Origin of the sequence: Fructilactobacillus ixorae (assembly GCF_024029915.1) — a bacterium.
Classification (GTDB): domain Bacteria; phylum Bacillota; class Bacilli; order Lactobacillales; family Lactobacillaceae; genus Fructilactobacillus; species Fructilactobacillus ixorae.
In genome coordinates this window covers 330,905-349,936 of record NZ_CP097478.1, presented here as the reverse complement: position 1 = coordinate 349,936, position 19,032 = coordinate 330,905, and the positions used below count along the sequence as shown (strand labels likewise).

The 19,032-nt window shown below is 47.7% G+C and carries 22 protein-coding genes, 1 tRNA gene and 1 other annotated feature; of the genes, 4 read left to right on the top strand and 19 right to left on the bottom strand.

Features of this window, described 5'->3' with window-relative positions:
* Positions 1-75: 75 nt before the first annotated feature.
* A complete protein-coding gene (locus M8332_RS01665; RefSeq protein WP_252780450.1) occupies positions 76-327 on the top strand; it encodes an FAD-dependent oxidoreductase in 252 nt (83 codons plus the stop codon).
* A gap of 56 nt (positions 328-383) precedes the next feature.
* On the opposite strand, the gene mprF is transcribed toward M8332_RS01665, so the two are convergent.
* From mprF to M8332_RS01585, 16 genes are all read right to left on the bottom strand, one after another.
* A complete protein-coding gene (gene mprF, locus M8332_RS01660) occupies positions 384-2,933 on the bottom strand; it encodes a bifunctional lysylphosphatidylglycerol flippase/synthetase MprF (protein WP_252780449.1) in 2,550 nt (849 codons plus the stop codon).
* Positions 2,934-3,040: 107 nt separating this feature from the next.
* The gene (gene rplL / locus M8332_RS01655) at positions 3,041-3,409 is read right to left on the bottom strand and encodes a 50S ribosomal protein L7/L12 (protein ID WP_252780448.1); all 369 of its coding nucleotides are present in this window, start codon (positions 3,407-3,409) and stop codon (positions 3,041-3,043) included.
* Between the two features lie 34 nt (positions 3,410-3,443).
* Complete coding sequence (gene rplJ, locus M8332_RS01650; protein WP_252749820.1) at positions 3,444-3,956, bottom strand: 50S ribosomal protein L10; 513 nt, start codon at positions 3,954-3,956, stop codon at positions 3,444-3,446.
* A 24-nt stretch (positions 3,957-3,980) separates the two neighbouring features.
* Positions 3,981-4,105 (bottom strand) — a sequence feature (ribosomal protein L10 leader region).
* 58 nt (positions 4,106-4,163) lie between these two features.
* Positions 4,164-4,856, bottom strand: coding sequence for a 50S ribosomal protein L1 (gene rplA / locus M8332_RS01645; RefSeq protein WP_252780447.1), 693 nt, complete (start codon positions 4,854-4,856; stop codon positions 4,164-4,166).
* 102 nt (positions 4,857-4,958) lie between these two features.
* Complete coding sequence (rplK, locus tag M8332_RS01640; RefSeq protein WP_252749818.1) at positions 4,959-5,384, bottom strand: 50S ribosomal protein L11; 426 nt, start codon at positions 5,382-5,384, stop codon at positions 4,959-4,961.
* Between the two features lie 118 nt (positions 5,385-5,502).
* Positions 5,503-6,057, bottom strand: a complete 555-nt coding sequence (gene nusG, locus M8332_RS01635) for a transcription termination/antitermination protein NusG (RefSeq protein WP_252749817.1) — start codon at positions 6,055-6,057, stop codon at positions 5,503-5,505.
* Positions 6,058-6,198: 141 nt separating this feature from the next.
* Entirely contained in the window at positions 6,199-6,378 is a 180-nt protein-coding gene (gene secE, locus M8332_RS01630; RefSeq protein ID WP_252780445.1) for a preprotein translocase subunit SecE, read from the bottom strand.
* Between the two features lie 11 nt (positions 6,379-6,389).
* Positions 6,390-6,536, bottom strand: coding sequence for a 50S ribosomal protein L33 (gene rpmG / locus M8332_RS01625; protein ID WP_252780444.1), 147 nt, complete (start codon positions 6,534-6,536; stop codon positions 6,390-6,392).
* Positions 6,537-6,586: 50 nt separating this feature from the next.
* Positions 6,587-7,162 carry a sigma-70 family RNA polymerase sigma factor gene (locus tag M8332_RS01620; protein ID WP_252780442.1) on the bottom strand — a complete coding sequence of 192 codons (576 nt, stop codon included), beginning with the start codon at positions 7,160-7,162 and terminating at the stop codon, positions 6,587-6,589.
* 166 nt (positions 7,163-7,328) lie between these two features.
* Entirely contained in the window at positions 7,329-7,853 is a 525-nt protein-coding gene (locus M8332_RS01615; protein ID WP_252780441.1) for a YacP-like NYN domain-containing protein, read from the bottom strand.
* A gap of 23 nt (positions 7,854-7,876) precedes the next feature.
* Positions 7,877-8,638, bottom strand: a complete 762-nt coding sequence (rlmB, locus tag M8332_RS01610; RefSeq protein WP_252780440.1) for a 23S rRNA (guanosine(2251)-2'-O)-methyltransferase RlmB — start codon at positions 8,636-8,638, stop codon at positions 7,877-7,879.
* On the bottom strand, positions 8,628-9,053 hold the full coding sequence (locus tag M8332_RS01605) for a Mini-ribonuclease 3 (RefSeq protein WP_252780439.1): 426 nt from the start codon (positions 9,051-9,053) through the stop codon (positions 8,628-8,630). Before M8332_RS01605 ends, rlmB begins: the two co-directional genes overlap by 11 nt.
* 5 nt (positions 9,054-9,058) lie before the next feature.
* Complete coding sequence (gene cysS, locus M8332_RS01600; RefSeq protein ID WP_252780438.1) at positions 9,059-10,471, bottom strand: cysteine--tRNA ligase; 1,413 nt, start codon at positions 10,469-10,471, stop codon at positions 9,059-9,061.
* Between the two features lie 108 nt (positions 10,472-10,579).
* The gene (gene gltX, locus M8332_RS01595) at positions 10,580-12,073 is read right to left on the bottom strand and encodes a glutamate--tRNA ligase (RefSeq protein WP_252780437.1); all 1,494 of its coding nucleotides are present in this window, start codon (positions 12,071-12,073) and stop codon (positions 10,580-10,582) included.
* 81 nt (positions 12,074-12,154) lie between these two features.
* Complete coding sequence (gene radA, locus M8332_RS01590) at positions 12,155-13,537, bottom strand: DNA repair protein RadA (protein ID WP_252780436.1); 1,383 nt, start codon at positions 13,535-13,537, stop codon at positions 12,155-12,157.
* A 14-nt stretch (positions 13,538-13,551) separates the two neighbouring features.
* Positions 13,552-14,088, bottom strand: a complete 537-nt coding sequence (locus M8332_RS01585; protein ID WP_252780435.1) for a dCTP deaminase/dUTPase family protein — start codon at positions 14,086-14,088, stop codon at positions 13,552-13,554.
* Positions 14,089-14,233: 145 nt separating this feature from the next.
* On the opposite strand from M8332_RS01585, the gene rpiA reads away from it, so the two are divergent.
* Both rpiA and M8332_RS01575 read left to right on the top strand, forming a co-directional pair.
* The gene (gene rpiA / locus M8332_RS01580) at positions 14,234-14,920 is read left to right on the top strand and encodes a ribose-5-phosphate isomerase RpiA (RefSeq protein ID WP_252780434.1); all 687 of its coding nucleotides are present in this window, start codon (positions 14,234-14,236) and stop codon (positions 14,918-14,920) included.
* A gap of 50 nt (positions 14,921-14,970) precedes the next feature.
* Complete coding sequence (locus M8332_RS01575) at positions 14,971-16,305, top strand: C1 family peptidase (protein ID WP_252780433.1); 1,335 nt, start codon at positions 14,971-14,973, stop codon at positions 16,303-16,305.
* Between the two features lie 50 nt (positions 16,306-16,355).
* Here the strand turns inward: M8332_RS01575 and M8332_RS01570 are convergent, their stop codons facing one another.
* Positions 16,356-17,027: a 2,3-bisphosphoglycerate-dependent phosphoglycerate mutase gene (locus M8332_RS01570; protein WP_252780775.1), complete on the bottom strand. Its 672-nt coding sequence runs from the start codon at positions 17,025-17,027 to the stop codon at positions 16,356-16,358.
* 171 nt (positions 17,028-17,198) lie between these two features.
* On the opposite strand from M8332_RS01570, the gene M8332_RS01565 reads away from it, so the two are divergent.
* Entirely contained in the window at positions 17,199-18,347 is a 1,149-nt protein-coding gene (locus tag M8332_RS01565) for an LCP family protein (RefSeq protein WP_252780432.1), read from the top strand.
* 101 nt (positions 18,348-18,448) lie between these two features.
* Here the strand turns inward: M8332_RS01565 and M8332_RS01560 are convergent.
* Positions 18,449-18,534, bottom strand: a tRNA-Leu gene (locus M8332_RS01560).
* Positions 18,535-18,585: 51 nt separating this feature from the next.
* Positions 18,586-19,029 (bottom strand): SprT family protein, encoded by a 444-nt coding sequence (locus M8332_RS01555; RefSeq protein WP_252780431.1) that lies wholly within the window; start codon positions 19,027-19,029, stop codon positions 18,586-18,588.
* Between the last annotated feature and the right edge of the window lie 3 nt (positions 19,030-19,032).

Here is a 19,032-nt window from a genome sequence, read left to right as displayed (position 1 = left end):
AACTTGTAGTTTGAAAACGAGCCCGCTTTTCTTAATAATCAGCCCTAACTTACTAATTATGACAAAAGGATGATTATGACGATAACCTATGACTTAGCCATCGTGGGAACGGGATCAGTCGGGGCCTGCAGTTATGATCTGACTCCCGATGAGAACTTCATCATTGACTACCTACCGGGCACCGACAACATCCAACTGGTGACCGGTTTAAGTGGGCATGGCTTTAAATTTGCTAGCGTCCTCGGGCAGATTGTCGCCGACCGCGCGGCTCACCAGCCGGAAAACTTCGACTTAACTTCCTTGCGATTGCAACGCTTTCACCATTAAAAAAAGCATGATGCTAGGCTTAGCCCTTGAGCTATACACCCCATCATGCTTTTTGATTAACTTTGTTTTGGTCGGGCATTTACGACTGCTAAGAGTTGCAGCATGGTAAAGACCAAGGAATTATTCTTCCGGTAAACAAAGTATTTCGATTCCCACTTATCCACGTACTTTTGCTTGTAAGAGCGCAAGCCTTGAAAACTGTAGAAGGAATCACCGTATTCATAGATTAAATGTGCAATTTTTTCATTAATAAAACTAAACCGAGAATTACCAACGTTCGCTAACGGTGCCATTCCAAGGTTAAACCATTGATAGCCTTCCTCCTTGGAATACTGGAAGAGGTTAATGAAAATCCCATCCATCACCCCGGACGGAGCGTCATTACTCGACCGCATCAGATCAATCGAGGTCATCTTATAGTCTCCGGTCGGCATGATGTTCGCAAAGGCCACAATTTTTTGATTATGATCACGAAAGACTGCAATGGGCGCCTGGTTCAGGTAGTACCTATCAAAGAAGCCGAGTGAAAAACCTTTTTCTTCCCGACCGTTCAGCCACTCATCGGAGATTGCCTTTAATTGATCTAAGAGTTGGTCACTAAACGGCGGTTGCAAAATTTCAAACCGGTAGCCATCGCGCTCAAACTTATGCATCAACGCCCGTTCGCCACGATGCCGTTTCCCGGCCAGTGTGAAGTTCAGCAGGTCGACCTGCCCTTCTTCCCCAGCCTTGATGAAGTCAAACCCTTTATCATGTAGCAACATCGTTAGGGATTCGCCAACTTCATAGAAAACCAGGGTTAAATCAGCATTATCAGCGTCTAACATGAACTGATCAATCGCCGCATCTAACTTCGCCTGATTCCCAAACGGAGCCCCCATGATGATCAATTTATTGGCCTTTTGCTTGTACATAAACACCATTTGGTCTTCGCCCTGTTCCGTATAAAAATAAATCTTTTTATCCCGTAAAAAGGCTAAGTGACTAACTTCATTGCCACCATACTGGTTAATTAAGTGCTTAATCCGTTGCCCATCAAAGGGTTGTTCCAACCAGGCCAGGTTTGCGTAGGTTAAAAAGCGATACAAGCCATACAGGATACAGATTGCAATCACGAACCCAATCAGACCAACCACCCACATTTGTTGGGAGGGCAGCAGGTAAGCATTGGTCATCTGGAAGCGGTGATGATGATTGCCGACGATGTAGCCGACCAGACAGTACACAACAAATGCGCCCACAAACAAGCCCGCATCCGTAATCAGTGCTCCCCACGAATAGGTTAAGCGCTTCCGGTACAAACCCTTGCGTGCCAACCAGAGACACAGCAGAATGAAGCAGAGAAACAGCGCCAGGGGGATCGGAAAGTCTTCCTTCCACAGGGTGTTTCCGATTGCAAACACCAGTAAAATAACCGTTGGCCAGAAGGCCTTTTTCACCCGCGAACCCACGCCACGGGCGAGTCCAATCAGGAGACACCCAACAATCACGTTGGAGAGTTGACCCAAAAAGTAGAGCGTAAACGGCGCTAACGATAGGTACAACGGATTCACGAGCACCACGTTTGGCACCGTGGCCAACAAGATCATCATGATCCCAGAGAAATACATGAAGAAGGTCACGACTAACTGGGAGGAACGCTGCACGATGTTGGCCGGAATATCATCCAAAAAGCGATTAAGCCGGTGCAGAAGTTCCTGGGCAAAAAGAAGCACCCCGATACCAAACGGAATAAAGTAGTAAAAGACCCGGTACAGTAGGACCCAGACGGTCGCTAGAGTCGGTGAAACTCCCAACATTCCTAGCCCACCAATCATAGTTACATCAAAGGTTCCTAACCCGCCGGGTAACATCGAAATGACCCCAATCACATTGGCTGCGATGAACAGCGGAAACACACTCGCAAAGTCAATGTGCAAGTGTAGAAACATCCCGATAATGATGAATAAGGCGGCACAACTCCCCCATTCGAGGCAGGAGCCGACGATTAACTTAATTTCGCGTTTAATCGTTAAATCAGCAAAGAATTCCGAATTGTTGAGCCGGGTAATCATAAAGACCACCGGGAAGTAAATTCCACATCCCAGTAGGAACGGCCAGTAGCCGTGATCCTGCTTTCCGATTCCAAAGCCAAAGACTAAAACTAACGCCACCAAACAATACGTTGACAGCCCTGCCAGTAAAAAGAGCGCAATCTTGGAAATGGCATACAACACTTGTTTTTTCGTGGCGTGTTCACTGTAAAAACTCGCCCGTAAGCTTGCTCCTAAAAACCCCCCAAAGCCGGCAATGTTCGTAAAGGTGTTGGTAATCCAGCCACTTTTAATGATGTAACTGGTTTTAAACTTCCCCGGTAAAAATTCTACCATGGTAAAGTCATACGTTAACATCGGCGTCACAGCTAGCAGGCCTAACGCGGTTAAAATCAAGAGTTGGGTCGGTGATTGGGAGGCTAAACTCGCCCGCATCTGCTTTCCATTAATTTCTTGCAGAATACTGTGGCCTTCGTAGATTACAAATGCAATCATGACCAACAGAAACACAATCTTAATGATCGTTGCATACCGGTTAAACCAAGCTGATCCTCGTTTAATAAAATTTTTCACAGGTTTCCTCCAAAACATGCTGGTCGCCTGAGGTTGCACTCAGTCAAAACATTCCTAGTAAAAAAGGATGTGTGAAAAACACACATCCTTGCCTACGAAGACTGAGCCTACTTAAGGGTAACCGTAGCACCTTGAGCTTCAAGTTTTTCTTTAATATCGTTAGCTTCGTCTTCTGAAAGACCTTCTTTAACGATTGATGGAGCGTCATCAACCATGGCCTTTGATTCTTTCAAACCAAGTCCAGTGATGGTCTTAAGTTCCTTGATAACTTTAATCTTACCAGCACCACCAGAAGTTAATTCAACATCAAAGGTTGACTTAGCAGCACCGTCACCACCAGCAGCACCACCGGCAGCGGCAACTGGAGCAGCAGCGGAAACATCAAATTCTTCTTCGATTGCTTTTACCAAATCGTTTAAGTCAGAAATGGAAGCATCTTTTAATTGTGAAATAATTGCATCTTTATCAAAAGCCATTTTTTATTCCTCCTAATAGGACAATAGTAGTTTATTATGCAGCGTCATCGTCGTCTGCTTTACTGTCAGCAACTGCTTTAACAGCGTAAGCAACGTTCCGGATTGGGGCTTGTAACATACTTGCAAGGGTTGCAAGCAATTCTTCGCGACTTGGTAACGTAGCAAATTCGTTAATCTTATCAAGGGAAGCAACTTCACCTTCGATGATTCCACCCTTAATTTCAAGGGCGTCATGTTCTTCAGCAAAATTCTTCAAAATCTTAGCCGGGGCAATTGGATCCTCGTGTGAGAAAGCAACGGCACTTGGTCCGTTAAAGATTTCCTTTAAATCAGCGTGACCACTTTCATCAGCAGCCCGTTCCAAAATCTTGTTCTTGATTACCATTAATTTAACGCCGTTGTCACGTAACTCTTTTCGTAATTCTGTATCTTGAGCAACCGTTAACCCACGTGAGTTAACCACGATTGCAGAAACAGCTTCCTTAAAGTCGTCAGCAACTTCGGTAACCTTCTTTGCTTTTGCGTCAATAACTTCTTTCTTTGGCATAATTTCACCTCCCGTTTTTGATTGGGACCTAATAAAAAATCCCTATGCTCGCCAAAACATAAGGAAAAGTCGTTAAACTTATACTCCTCGGCAGGCGGTAATTAAGACCTTGTGGTCACCTGAGTCTTAGGCGATTCATATTCAATTAACAATTTACCATAACCAGTACGGTTCGTCAATCTGGGATTTTTTAGTTACCTAGTGCCCCTAGAATGATTCAGGAGCAACCTTCACTCCTGGGCCAAACGTCGATGACACAGAAATGTTTTGAATGTAAGTTCCCTTCACTGAGGAAGGTCGGTTCTTAACCAAGACATCTTGCACCGTCTTAAAGTTTTCAACTAACTTTTCTGGAGCAAATGATGCTTTTCCGATCGCAACGGCAATGTTTCCGTCCCGGTCCGTCCGGTAAGTTACCTTCCCGGCTTTAGCATCACTAACGGCCTTAGTTACGTCCATGGTTACCGTCCCCGTTTTCGGGTTTGGCATTAAACCTTTGGGTCCTAAGACCCGTCCTAACCGACCAACTTGAGCCATCATGTCAGGAGTTGAAACGGCAACATCAAAGTCTAACCATCCGTCCATGATTCTTTGGGCTAAGTCATCGTCACCAACCACGTCCGCGCCGGCTGCTTCAGCTTCTTTAGCCTTGTCACCCTTTGCAAACACAATCACTTTTTGGTCCTTACCAGTTCCGTTAGGTAGCACAACGGCTCCCCGTAATTGTTGGTCAGCTTGTTTAGTATCAACGTTTAATTTGATTACTGCTTCGATTGAATCATCAAAGTTGGCAGTATCTAATTTTTGTACGAGTTGCACTGCTTCAGCGACGGAGTAAGCCTTACTCTTATCGATTTGTTCTGCAGCTGCTCTGTATTTTTTTCCTCTTGTTCGAGCCATGTCATTTCCTCCTTGCAAATGTGGTGATGACGGAAAGAATCTCCTCCCACGCTCACACGTTATCTTTTGATAACGTAGCGACTAACAACGTAATAGTGGTACTTAGCCTTCAACGGTGAAGCCCATACTACGTGCAGTACCTTCAATCATACGCATTGCTGCATCAACATCAGCAGCGTTTAGATCTTGCATTTTGGTTTCGGCAATTTCCTTCACTTGATCCTTGGTTACGCTAGCAACCTTCTTCGTGTTAGGTTCACCAGAACCGGATTCCACGCCAGCAGCTTTCTTTAAGAGCACTGCGGCAGGTGGTGTCTTAGTAACGAATTCAAATGAATGATCTTCGTACACCGTAATTACAACTGGAATCAACATTCCTGCTTGATCAGCAGTCCGAGCGTTGAAATCCTTTGTAAATTCCATGATGTTTACCCCAGCTTGACCCAATGCAGGTCCAACTGGAGGAGCAGGTGTTGCTTTACCCGCTGCAATTTGTAACTTGACGATATCAGCTACTTTTTTAGCCACGAGACATACCTCCTTAAGTCCGTGTGTGGTCACTGAAGAATGGAATTCTTCTCCCACGTTGATTATGCATAAATACACTAGATTAGTTTAACATACCCTCGATTGATTAACAAGGTGGTTATTCCAGCGTCAGGGGTTTAACCTGGTGAAAGTCTAATTCGGTACTAGTTTCTCGTCCGAACATGTCAATGTTAACTTTCAACTTGCCCTTTTCGTTATCAATACTCGTGATCTTGCCAGATAAGCCCTTAAAGGCCCCTTCGACAATCGTCACCGTATCCCCAACCTGGCTATCGAGTGGTTGCACCGTTGCTTGCATCCCGAGGCTCGCCATTACCCGATCCACTTCTTCTGGTAAGAGTGGATTGGGCTTGGAACCCTGCCCGTGTGACCCAATAAATCCAGTTACCCCAGGGGTATTTCTAACCACGTACCAAGCCCGATCGGTCATTACCATTTGGACCAAAACGTATCCGGGGAACGTTTTATCCATTACGACCTTTTCTTTCCCATTTTTCACTTCGTGGGTCTCCGTTTCGGGAACCACCACGTCAAAAATGTAATCCTGCATGCCCATGGAATCGCGCCGTGACTCCAAGTTTTCCTTCACTTTATTTTCGTATCCGGAGTATGTGTGCAATACATACCACTGTTTTTCGACCGATTCTACCATCGTAATCTCTCCTTTAATTCATTCCTACTACAGTCTGACTAATGCGCGCGTCCCGCGGTGCAAGACAGCAAAATAAAAAAACCTCGTACCCACGAAGTTTTTCATCTTAAACTATACCAAATATTTACCAGTCAAGCCAGCTTAACCAGCATTCAGTAAAATGGTTTCTAACGCCCAGTCAATTAAACCGAGAAAAACGGTAAAGAACAGGGTCGTCCCAATTACCGTGGTAGTATCCACCCGGGTTTGGTGGGCATTGGGCCACGTAATCAGTTTTAATTCAACAAAAACACTCTTTAAAAAGTTCCATAATCGCTTCATGTAATCTTCTCCTAGCGGGTTACTTGGTGCAAGGTTTGCTTTCCACAATGCCGACAATATTTCTTTAAGCTTAAACGGTGTGACAACTTTCCCCCCGCCACCTGGTAGTTGCGGGCGCCACACACAGAGCATGCTAACGCAACTCGAGTTTGGGTCATTACCGACTCCTCCCATCAAGTCCCTACTGTAGCACCAAAATGCGGTTTCGTCAATTTTTCAGTTGGTGGTACTTCCGTTTACACCGGACGAGGGCATTATGAACCTGTTGTTCATCAACACTAAAGCGCCGAGCAATCTGGGTAACCGTTTGTTGACGGAGTGAAGCACTTAAGACTTGCCGTTCAAATGCCGAACAAGTTGCACCCATCTGCTGCAACCGTTCCGTCAGTTCACAACACTTTAGGGGATTCGGCACCGCTTCGTCTTGAATGGTCTCGGCATAGTAATCGGGACACGCGCTAAACGAGGCTTGCAAGCGCTCTGGAATTCGTTTTTGCGCATTCTTTTTGCGTAACAAATCAAACAAATGATTGCGCAAGTTGGTTTTATAAAAGGAGCCAAAGGTCACTCGTTTGGTGAGGTCATACCGGTGCAGGGTCCTAATGAACACCAACGCGGCTTCTTGACTCCAATCATTTAAATCCATATCCCGGAGGTAAAAATCATGCCACAACTTTAGGTAAACCGGGGCAAACTGGTGAAATAACCGGACAAAGTGTTCCTCATTCGTTTTAGCTGCTTGTAACGTTGCACTATCAAACTGATAACTTAACTTAGATCCCATTCTCATCGCACTCCTTGTTTTGGGTTGCTCTTAAATTACAAAAGCAAACTCCACCCGACAAGCGAACGATTGTTCCAAGCCACGGCCATCCGCCTAGACCAATCTCTGGGTAGTGAAAAGCCACTCATTTTTTAGTGAAAAATAAATCAGGATTAGTGAAAAACCACTAATCCTGATTTAAGCGTCGATATAAATCCCGTAATTTTTGGGCCTCAGTTTCATTAAAGTTGATCCGATTCCCCAGGGCCTGATCGTGATAAGTTTTGGTTTCCTGTTTGATTTCAACTTTTGACCGGCGAACCTCACGGAGTAGTTCTCGGGCCGAAATTCGTAACGCACCGGCACTAAAAATCGTCCACTGCTCCGCATGATCACTAGTCGCCACTTCAACCTGGGTAAACAACGATTGTTCCCGCGTTGCCAGGGCTTCAATGTACGAATCCGCCGTCTCGTTTTTACTGGTCCAAACGACCTGAACGTTGCGGACCTGGACCGTCCGGGCGTTCCCCGGCACGTACATGGCATCAAACACCACGATCACTTCTTTACCACTGTACTTTTGGTACTCAGAAAGATCCCATAGCAGTTGATCCCGCGCTTCGGCCAACTGATCCTTGCGTTGGAGCTGATTTAATTCGGGCCAGTCGCCAATCACGTTGTAACCATCCACAATCAGCAGTTCTTTTTTCATCTTTTTCTCCCCGGCCAGCGCCATTATTGAAGCGGATGGCGCGAGTTAAATCCTTGATACATTAACAACCCTGCCGCTACAGAGGCATTTAAGCTTTGAATTTCTCCAATCATCGGGATGGTTAGTAACTCATCCATATTCTGCTTTAACAACGGCGCAATCCCCTTGCCTTCACTTCCGATGACAAGGGTCACGGGTCCCCGGGCATCCCAACGCCGGTAATCGGTGCCGTGCATCTCAGTGCCAAACACCCACATCCCGCGGTCCTTTAATTCCCGAACCGTGTTAACCAGGTTCGTGACCCGGGCGACGGGCACCCGCTCCATTGCCCCGGCCGCAGTTTTCGCCACCGTAGCCGTTAAACCGACCGAGCGTCGTTTGGGGATGATGACCCCGTGGACGCCGGCAGCATCCGCGGTTCGTAAAATCGACCCCAAGTTATGCGGATCAGCTACGTTATCGAGCATCACTAAAAACGGTGGTTCCTCATGTTGGTCGGCATTGGCAAACAAATCATCAATACTAGCGTACTGAAAGGCCGCACACGCCACCACGACCCCCTGGTGATTCTGATGCTCTGCCATTAAATCCAACTTGGCCTTTGGGGCATTTGCCAGTACCAACTGGCGCCCCTTCGCTAGCCGCACGATGGTTTGGATCGTCTGATCGTTACGGTTAATTCCCGTCTGTAAAAAAACCTTGTTAATCGTTTGGGCTGGATTCCGCAGGGCCGCCACGGCTGGATGGCGTCCAATAATAAAATCACTTGTTTGCTTACTTGGCATATCGTACTCTCCCCGCCTCAACTTGTGTAATACACCACTGGGTTAGCTCAGTAATTCGCGCTGTTTGTTCGGTTAAAGCCAAAAACCCAAAGAGGGCTTCAAACCCCGTGGACACCCGGTAGGTAATCACGCTGGTGTTTTTAGCATGGGTATAACTCTTGGCGTTTCTACCACGCTTATAAAAATCCCATTCTTCACTAGTTAAGCAGTCTTCAGCTTCCATTAACGCAATTAACCCCGCTTGCGCCTTGGCAGAAACGTACCGAGTTGCCCGGTGTTGTAACCGGTTAGGCTTAGTTAGTCCCGCTTCAATCAAGTGCCGTCGAATGCCAACTTCGTAGATGGCATCTCCCATGTAGGCTAATGTAATTCCGTTTAACTGGCGCACGTCCACGTTGTGTTCCGCATCCTTCATTAATTCTAACTTTCCCTTCTAAACCGCGTTCCCTGGGGAGTATCTTCTAACACAATCCCCTGTTCGCGGAGCTGGTCTCTAATGGCATCACTGCGGGCAAAATCCTTATCAGCTCGGGCTTGTTCCCGTTCCGCAATCAGCGCTTCCACGTCCGCATCGGCCAGTTCTTCAGTGGCGAGCTTAATCCCAAAAATGGCAGCTAACCCCGCTAGCCGTTGCTGCATTAGGGTTAACGTGGCTTGAAAGACGACCGGTCGTTGGGCATACACGTTGCTCAACTTCGCAAGCTCATACACACTGGCAATCCCATTTTGAACGTTGAAATCTGAGTTCATCGCATCTTGAAAGTCCGCTTGCACCTGCCGGACCTCTTGTTCCAGCTTAAAATCACTCCCGGGTTCTGCATCTTGTAACCGATAACTTAGGTTTTGGTAAGCGGTTTGGAGCTTTTTCAGATTGGTCTGAGCTTCAGCAAGCCCCGCTTCACTAAACCGGATGGGCCGCCGGTACTGCGTGGTTGCCATTAATAACCGGAGGACTTGTGGATCAACGGTTTTCAATAACTCATGCACGGTCACAAAGTTTCCCTGCGACTTACTCATTTTTTCATCCGCTGCTCCCACGGTCACAAAGCCGTTATGCAACCAATACCTAACAAAGGTTTGACCCGTTTTGGCCTCACTTTGGGCCCGTTCGTTTTCGTGGTGAGGAAATTCGAGGTCGATGCCTCCGCCATGAATGTCAATCGTGTTGCCGAGATACTTGGTGGCCATCACGGAACACTCAATGTGCCAACCAGGCCGGCCTGCTCCCCACGGTGAGTCCCACGCAATTTCTCCGGGCTTAGCCGCTTTCCAGAGGGCAAAGTCAATCGGGTCCTCCTTTTTGGCCAGTTCGGCACTCGCCACGTGTTCACTTGCGCCGTGTTCTAGGGTATCAAGATCCTCATGTCCGAGTTCCCCGTAACTAGCAAACCGACGAGCTCGGTAGTAAACGTCCCCCTCGACTTGATAGGCATCCCCCTTTTCAATTAAATCCTGGACAAATGCAATGATCTCCGCGATATTATCCGTCGCGCGGGGGTGCACCGTTGCTGGTTGCACGTTTAAAGCCTGCGTGTCTTCGTAGTACGCTTGAATGTAGCGATCGGCTAGTTCCAAAACCGTTACGTGCTCGGCCTGAGCCGCTTTAATCAGCTTGTCATCCACGTCCGTAAAGTTGGACACATAGGTCACCTCGTACCCTAGGTATTCTAAATAACGCCGAATGGTATCAAATGCGACCACACTCCGCGCATTTCCAATGTGGATATAGTTGTAAACGGTCGGTCCACAGACATACATCTTCACTTTTCCCGGTTCTAAGGGGGTAAAAGTTTCGAGCTGGTTATGCAGTGAATTGTAGACTTGTAATTTCATCGTGGAGACCCCTTTTCGTTTGTTTAGTCTCAATCATACCATAATCATCCGTTCTGCTGACACAACAAAAGGCCTAGCGTGAACTAGACCAATTGGAGAAAAAATATTTTAGTTTGCATCGAGTTGGGTCAGGGTTTGGTCCACATGTTGCAGGGCTTTGGTGCGGCCAATCAATTCGATTGATTCGGGTAGTTCTGGTCCTTCCATCTCGTGGGTAACGGCAATGCGAATCGGCATCCAGAGTTTCCGCCCCTTAATCCCCGTTTCCTTTTGCACTTCCTTGATGGTCCGCAAAATAGCAACCTTGTCAAAGAGGGGTAGGTCCCGTAACTTCGCCGCAAATTCGCGTAGAACCACCGGAGCAGTGTCATTGTTTAACTCGGCAAGCGCTTCGCCGTCGACCTGGTCTGGTTCCGTAAAGAAAACCGCGGCCATCTCATTAATCTGGGCCATGTAGCTCATTTGCCGCCGATACACGTCAATCAACTTCCGCGCCCATTCAATCGTTTTGGCGTCCGGATTATCTGGCAGGTTCCCGGCCTTAATCAGTTGTTGGAGGGCCAAATCAACCACAACGTCTTCGTCACTGTCCTTCACGTAGCGGTTATTAATCCATTCCAACTTTTTGTTATCAAAGGTGGCGGGTGACTTACTCAACCGCTTTTCATCGTACATCTTGATGAACTGCTTTTCAGAATAAATCTCGTCTTCTCCGACCGGCGACCAACCAAGGAGCACGATAAAGTTGAACAGGGCCTCCGGAAGGTACCCCAGGTTCCGGTACTGTTCAATGAACTGCAGCACCGTTTCGTCCCGCTTACTGAGTTTTTTGCCCGTGTCGGCACTAATAATCAAGCTCATGTGACCGAACTTGGGTGCCTCCCAACCGAAGGCTTCGTAAATCATTAGTTGTTTGGGGGTGTTAGCAACGTGGTCATCACCACGGAAAATGTGACTAATGGCCATGTTGTGATCATCAGCCACAACCGCAAAGTTATAGGTCGGCATTCCGTCCCGTTTTACGATAACAAAGTCGCCCCCGATGGTATCTGAGTCAAAGGAAACGTGCCCCTTCACCATGTCATCCCATTCGTAGGTTTGGTGTTTCGGAACCCGGAACCGAATCACCGGTTTTAAGCCCTTGGCTTCGGCTGCGTCCATCGCTGCTTGCCGTTCTTTTGGCGTCATCCCCGCGTATTCATATTCATAGTGAGGCATTACCCCCCGTGCCCGCTGTTCTTCCCGTTCTGCTTCGAGTTCTTCCTCTGTTTTGTAGGAATAGTAGGCTTTGCCTTCATCCAACAATTGCTGAATTAACGGATCGTAGGTTGCCTTTCGTTCTGATTGGCGGTAGGGACCATAGTCGCCCCCTAAATCTGGACCTTCATCCCAGTCAATTCCGAGCCACTTTAAGTTCTCTAACTGGCTTTTCTCGCCGTCTTGCACGTTTCGTTTCGTATCGGTATCTTCAATTCGAATGATGAATTTACCTTTATAATGCCGAGCAAATAAATAGTTGAAAATTGCAGTTCGTGCGTTTCCAATGTGTAAGTGCCCCGTTGGGCTTGGTGCGTAGCGAACCCGAATCTTATCGTTAGCCAATGTTATTCTCTCTTTTCTATATATAGTTTTATCCATAGTTTACAATTTATGGCGTCAAAAATAAACCCACGCTCACCCCGGTTACTTGGGAAGCGCGAGCTGTAACGCCTCTTTGAGGGTGGTAACGCCGACCACTTCAATTCCGATCGGCACGGTGAGTCCTTCCAAGCTATGCTTCGGCACCAAAATCCGAACAAAACCCAGTTTGGCGGCTTCTCGAATCCGTTGTTCGATCCGGTCAACCCGGCGAACTTCTCCGGTCAACCCCAGTTCACCGACGTAACACTCACGTGGGTTCGTACTGATATTTTCATAACTGGAAGCAATGCTGACGGCCATGGCTAGGTCAAGCGCGGGTTCATTTAACTTCACGCCACCCGCGGCCTTAACGTAGGCATCCTGATTTTGGAGTAGTAACCCGGCCCGTTTTTCTAACACGGCCATGATCAACGACACCCGGTTGCGATCCACGCCCGTCGCCGTCCGTTGGGCATTTCCAAAGACCGACGGCGTGATGAGGGCCTGGAGTTCAACCAAAATGGGCCGGGTTCCTTCCATAGCCACCACAATGGCCGAACCGGTCGCATTTTGCAAGCGTTCCTCCAGAAAAATTTCTGAGGGATTTTGAACCTCCTGCAGTCCCTGATCGGCCATTTCAAAAATCCCGAGTTCGTTAGTCGATCCAAACCGGTTCTTAACCGCCCGTAACAGACGGTAGGAATGGTGCTTATCGCCCTCAAAATACAGCACCGTGTCCACCATGTGTTCCAAGGTTTTCGGCCCCGCAAGCGCGCCCCCCTTGGTGACGTGCCCCACGATAAAGACGGTGATGTTATTGGTCTTCGCAATCCCCATCAAGTCAGTGGTGACCCCCCGAACCTGTGAGACCGACCCAATCGCCGAGTCAACGTCGCCCTCCTGCATGGTTTGGACCGAATCCACGATGACAACGTCTGGCTTTAAATCAGCAATGGCATCCCGGACCGCCGTCATGTCGGTTTCTGGAAAGACATACACCCGCTCGTTCGTGGTGATATGCAAGCGATCGGACCGCATTTTCACCTGGTCCGCACTTTCTTCCCCAGTCACGTACAACACCCGTTTTCCCAGCATTGCTAACTGGCCAGACACTTGCAGGAGTAAGGTCGACTTTCCAATGCCGGGATCGCCCCCAATTAAGACAAGGGAGCCGGGCACGATTCCACCCCCAAGGACCCGGTTTAGTTCTGCGGATTGAATCTGATAGCGAGGCGCATCCTGGGCATCCACCTCGGTGATCAGTTGTGGAGTCACCCGGTTGCCGTGCAGAGAAACCCGCGTCTTTGCTCCACTAGTCGAGTCGGATTTGGACTTTGTTTCTTCTGTAAACGTATTCCACTCCCCACAGTTAGGACAACGACCTAAGTAACTAGGAGAAATGTAACCACAGTTTGCACACACAAATTGAGTGATGGTTTTACTCATAACTTGTTTCCTTTCTAATACCCCGACGAACCAAAGCCCCCGGTTCTCGTGGCCGTTGGTGTGGCCTCCTGGTCAGCCAGTAAGTAGGGCATGAAAATTCCCTGGGCAATCCGATCGCCCTTGTGAATCGTTCGGTCGCAAATCCCCCAGTTGATTAGTTGCACGAAGATTTCACCTTCGTTGTTAGCATTATTATAGTAGTCCGCATCAATCACTCCAATTCCGTTTGGAAGAATCAGGTTCCGTTTCAACGGATTACTGGACCGGTTGGCAATGATTAGCACTTCGTTTGGTTGCATATACGCCTTTATTCCAGTCGGAACCAGGTAAGGCTGTAGGTCCGTGCTTGCTGCCGCACGCTCCGCCGTGGTTAGCTGTCGTCCCTTTCGAATCAGCTTGAGCGCCCGCAATAACCCCAATTTCCACACGGACGGTAACACGACCGTTTGGGAACTAGCCAGGTCATACCCGGCCGCTTGCTTGGTAGCGCGTTGCGGTAATTTTAAGCCGGCTTGGGCTGCGCTGGTGATAACTTCAAACCCTCGTTTCATTGACAAAACTCCTCACCTTTTCATAATTGGATACTACCATTCTAACAGTCTTTAGCGCATTTCAACATTACTTGACAAATGTAAAAAAGCAATGGAAAATTAAAGACTGAATTGTAAATTATATGGTTGATTAAGGGGACAGTCAATGGATAGCGAAGCAATTAAACACCAAAAAGCACAAGTTGGCCAAGAAGCGGTCCAATACATTGAAGATGGAATGGTCATCGGCATCGGAAGCGGCTCCACCATGTGGTACATGGTCGAAGCCCTTGGTAAACGAGTTCAAACCGGGTTAAACATTATTGGCGTACCAACTTCCTACGCCACCCGTAAACACGCGGCACAACTAGGAATTCCGTTAAAAACCGTTGATGAAGTTGATCACATCGACCTCACGATTGACGGCGCAGATCAAATTGACGCCCAGTACCAAGGGATTAAGGGTGGGGGCGCTTCCCATTTAATGGAAAAGATTGTTGCCACCAACTCAACCAAAAACATGTGGATCGTTGACGAAAGCAAAATGGTCCCGGCCTTTAACTATCCGGTGCCCGTCGAGGTCATTCCCTACGGCAGTAAGCAACTCGAACGACGCTTAGCACAGATGGAGCTTCAGCCCCGCCTCCGCAAAAATCCGGCGGGTGAATTTGTAACCACTGATTCTAACAACTATATTATTGATTTATATCTAGATCCCCTCACCGACCCCATTCGGTTAGCTAACCAACTAAATCCCCTGGTTGGGATCATTGAACACGGCCTCTTCTTGGACATGGTCAACACCATTATTGTGCAACACGAACAAGGTCCGGAGGTCATTAACGTCCGCTAATGCTTGCAAATGAGTTATACTAATCGCAATTAAATAATGGAGGTTACACAATGGACAAAGCAATTGAACCACAAAACATTGAACGATATCAAAACAACTTAAACCACCACCCCGCTGCAGAGGTCTTACGCCGGGCTGTAACCCACAACGGCATCCTTGCATCCGCCGCCGATTACGAAGCAAACGACCAGTTGGATCCAATCTTTTCTGTGGATGTTTCTAATCAAACCGTTTCAGACCAAAAACGCAGTGGCCGCTGCTGGCTGTTCGCCGCTCTCAACACGCTCCGATCGAAGGTCGAAGGCAACTTTAACGTTCCGAAGGACTTTGAACTTTCCCAGGTTTATCTCTTCTTTTGGGATAAGTTTGAAAAAGCTAATTACTTCCTAAATAACGTTTTACAGACAGCGAACCAACCATTGACGGATCGGAAGGTCAACTTTCTACTCCAAACACCCCAACAAGACGGGGGGCAGTGGGATATGATTGCCGCGCTGATTGCCAAGTATGGGGTGGTTCCCAAGGCCGCGATGGCCGAAACCGCTAGCAGTGATAATTCCAGTGAACTTAACGCTGCTTTAAACACCCAACTTCGTCACGATGCCATCGCCTTGCGCAAGTTGGTTCAGGCTGGGCAAAGTGCCGAAATTATTAACGCAAAAAAAGATGACATGTTAAACGAAGTTTACCGGATGTTGGTGTACGCCTTTGGTAAGCCAGTAACTGACTTTACCTTTGAGTATCGCGATGCTGATAATCACTATCACATTGAACAACACCTCACTCCCCTGACCTTCTTCCAAAAATACGTAAACATCAACCTCGATGACTACGTCTCCATCATCAACTCCCCCACGGACGATAAACCATTTCACGAAACTTACACGGTGGAAATGCTGGGGAACGTGGTTGGTGGACAACCAATCAAACACTATAACCTCCCAATCGAACGCTTAAAGGAACTCACGATTAAACAACTCCAAGCCGGCGAAACGGTTTGGTTTGGAAGTGATGTCGGTCAAGCAAGTGACCGGAAAAACGGTTTGATGGATCCGAACCTGTACCACGTGGCTGAACTGATGCAAACTGACATGAGCATGAGTAAGGCCGAACGACTAGATTACGGAGAAAGCGTCATGGATCACGCCATGGTGCTCACCGGAGTTGACCTTGTGGACGGTCAACCAACCAAGTGGAAGGTCGAAAATAGTTGGGGCCCCAAGGTCGGAACCAAGGGATACTTCGTCATGAGTGACGCCTGGTTCAGTGAATTTGTTTACCAAGTTGTCATCAACAAGCAATACCTGACTGATCAAGAACGGCAAGAACAAGCCCAAGCACCAACGGTCCTTGCTCCATGGGATCCAATGGGAACTCTAGCCTAGGTCGTTATTTTAAAAAAGCACGGCCCTGCAAATTGCAGGGCCGTGTTTTTTTATGCCAAAATTTGTTTCTGCTGCATGTGCAGGTGCTCATCAAAGGTGTAAATAATCGGTTCAGCATTCGGCACTTCTACCCCATCAATTGCATCATCGGACAGTTGCTCGAGATATTTGATGAGGGCCCGCAGTGAACTACCGTGTGCGACTACCAATTGATTTTGGTGCTGTAACAGCCGCGGTGCTAACTGATCCTGCCAGTATGGTAACAAACGCTCGTAAGCCATTTGGAGACTCTCGGCCCGTGGTTCGCGGATCCCAATGCGGGCGTAACGCCGCTTGGGCATGACTTGGTCTAACCGTGGGGGCACAGCAGTAAAACTCCGGCGCCACTGCATAAATTGGTCCTCCCCGACTTTTGCTCGGACCACTGGCTTCTTCCGGCCCCGTAACGCTCCGTAGTGGCGTTCGTTTAGCCGCCACGTTTTATACTGGGGAATCCACAGTTGATCTAATTCGTCTAACACGATATTAGCCGATTGAATGGCCCGTTTTAAATAGGAAGTGTGCACCGCACTAAACGCAAGGTGTAACCGGTTGAGTTTTGCTCCCGCTGCAACCGCTTCCCGTTGCCCCTGCTCCGTTAACGCCACGTCATTCCACCCCGTAAAAACGTGTTGTTGATTAGCAATACTCTCGCCATGGCGAATCAAGACTAACTTGGTCATCTGCAGTCCCCTCCCCGGTAAAAACTGATTTCTTTCCATCTTAACATACCCCTCATAAACCTCTATTAACGATTTAATTGTAAAAAATTCCTTAAATTATTTAATTATCCGTCGGCCCTTCCGTGAATAGTTTATAATGTTAATCAGACTGATATAAAAACGAGGGTTAACATGAAAAACAACGGAAAGCAACAACCAACCGGAAGAACTGGTCGCAACCACTTTATGAACCAATCCGAATCACCAAAACCACCAAAATCGAGGTCACAACCAGATCCAAACGCAGTAGAATGGCATCCGCGCGCGTGGAAATGGATGGCGGGATTACTCGGAGCCGCACTTCTCCTTTTAGGGTTCGCCTTTCTTCAATACCAACGGGTGTCATCAACGTTAGACTCTACGTATTCGAGCGCCAAAAACTCCCGCGACGTCTCGAAAATCATTAAACAGCGAAAACCCTTTACGGTGTTACTAATGGGAACGGATACTGGAGAGTTAGGCCGGACGGATAAGGGGCGGACGGATTCCATGATTCTCGCCACGGTTAATCCCAACACCAAGAAAACTACCTTTACGAGTATCCCTAGAGACACCAAGGTCGTGGTCCCCGGGGACTCCCAGCCGTATGAAAAGATTAACGCGGCTTATACCATCGGGGGAGCGGATTCCGCTACAGAAGTCGTCCACAAACTGTTCAACGTTCCCGTGGACTTCTACGCCGTTGTCAACATGAAAGGGATCAAGCAAATGGTTAACGCGGTGGGCGGGGTTGACATCACTCCGAACCTCACCTTTGACTACGAAGGAATTAGCGTAAAAAAAGGCAAGACCGAGCACATGAACGGCCAGACCGCCTTACAATACACCCGGATGCGCTATCAAGATCCTCTCGGTGATTACGGGCGCCAAATTCGACAACGTCAAGTTCTCAACGCCGTCCTCCAAAAGGGACTCTCGATTGGAAACGTTTCGCGGTACGGTGAAATTTTGAACAGTTTGAAGGGAAACCTCCAAACCGATTTAACCTTCAATGACATGATTACGATTGCCGGTAGCTATCGAGATGCGGCTAAGAATTTGAAGCAAACGGCTTTGCAATGTGATAACGCGATGGTTGATGGGATTAGTTACCAAGTTGCTCCCGATCGAGAATTACTGAAGGTTTCTAATCAAATTCGAGAATCCCTTGACTTACCACCTGAAGATGAATTAACGCCAACGCAACAAAAAATTAATTCTAACGAAGAAGTCGGTCAAGACGGATCTTTCTTTACTAACCACGATTCCGTGAATGATAACAACGAACTTCCGACTAACTAAGTCAAGCAGGGTAACCAATTCACGGTTATCCTGTTTTTTTACTTCATTTTTCCAACTAAAAAGACGCTGGTGATCTAACATTCACCAGCGTCTTTTTTAAGTGCGGCCAAGAAGATTCGAACTTCCACCGGGAAAACTCCCGACAAGATCCTTAATCTTGCGCGTCTGCCAATTCCGCCATGGCCGCGAATTAACAATAATAATCATAGCAAGAATTGAGCAGAGATGCAAGTCCTTTTTACGAATCAGCCTGCTTAACTAGGCGTAACGGATGCCGGCACTGACTACAAACATAGCGCTTTACGTTTAAACGGCGTTGGCGATAATATTTTTGCCCACAGTGCGTACACTGATACAGATACCGCGCGTTTTGTGATAACCGGGGGGCATAGCGACTCCCACCCACGCGTTGCAATAACTGTTTAAAGGCGGTCGTATTGTGCTTCCCAGAGGCCCCCTGTTGGTGCAAGTGGTAGTGGACCAACTCGTGTTTAATCACTCCCACCAAAACCTCCTGATCCTGGGCCATCTTTGGATTAATGTCAATATTATGAGAACGTAAATGATACCGGCCCCCGGTCGTTTGTAAGCGACGATTAAAGTAGGCTTGATGGCGAAACGGCTGGTGAAAAAAGCGTTGTGAAAGCTCTTCTACCAAGTGTTGGAGCTGTTGGTCTGTCATAAA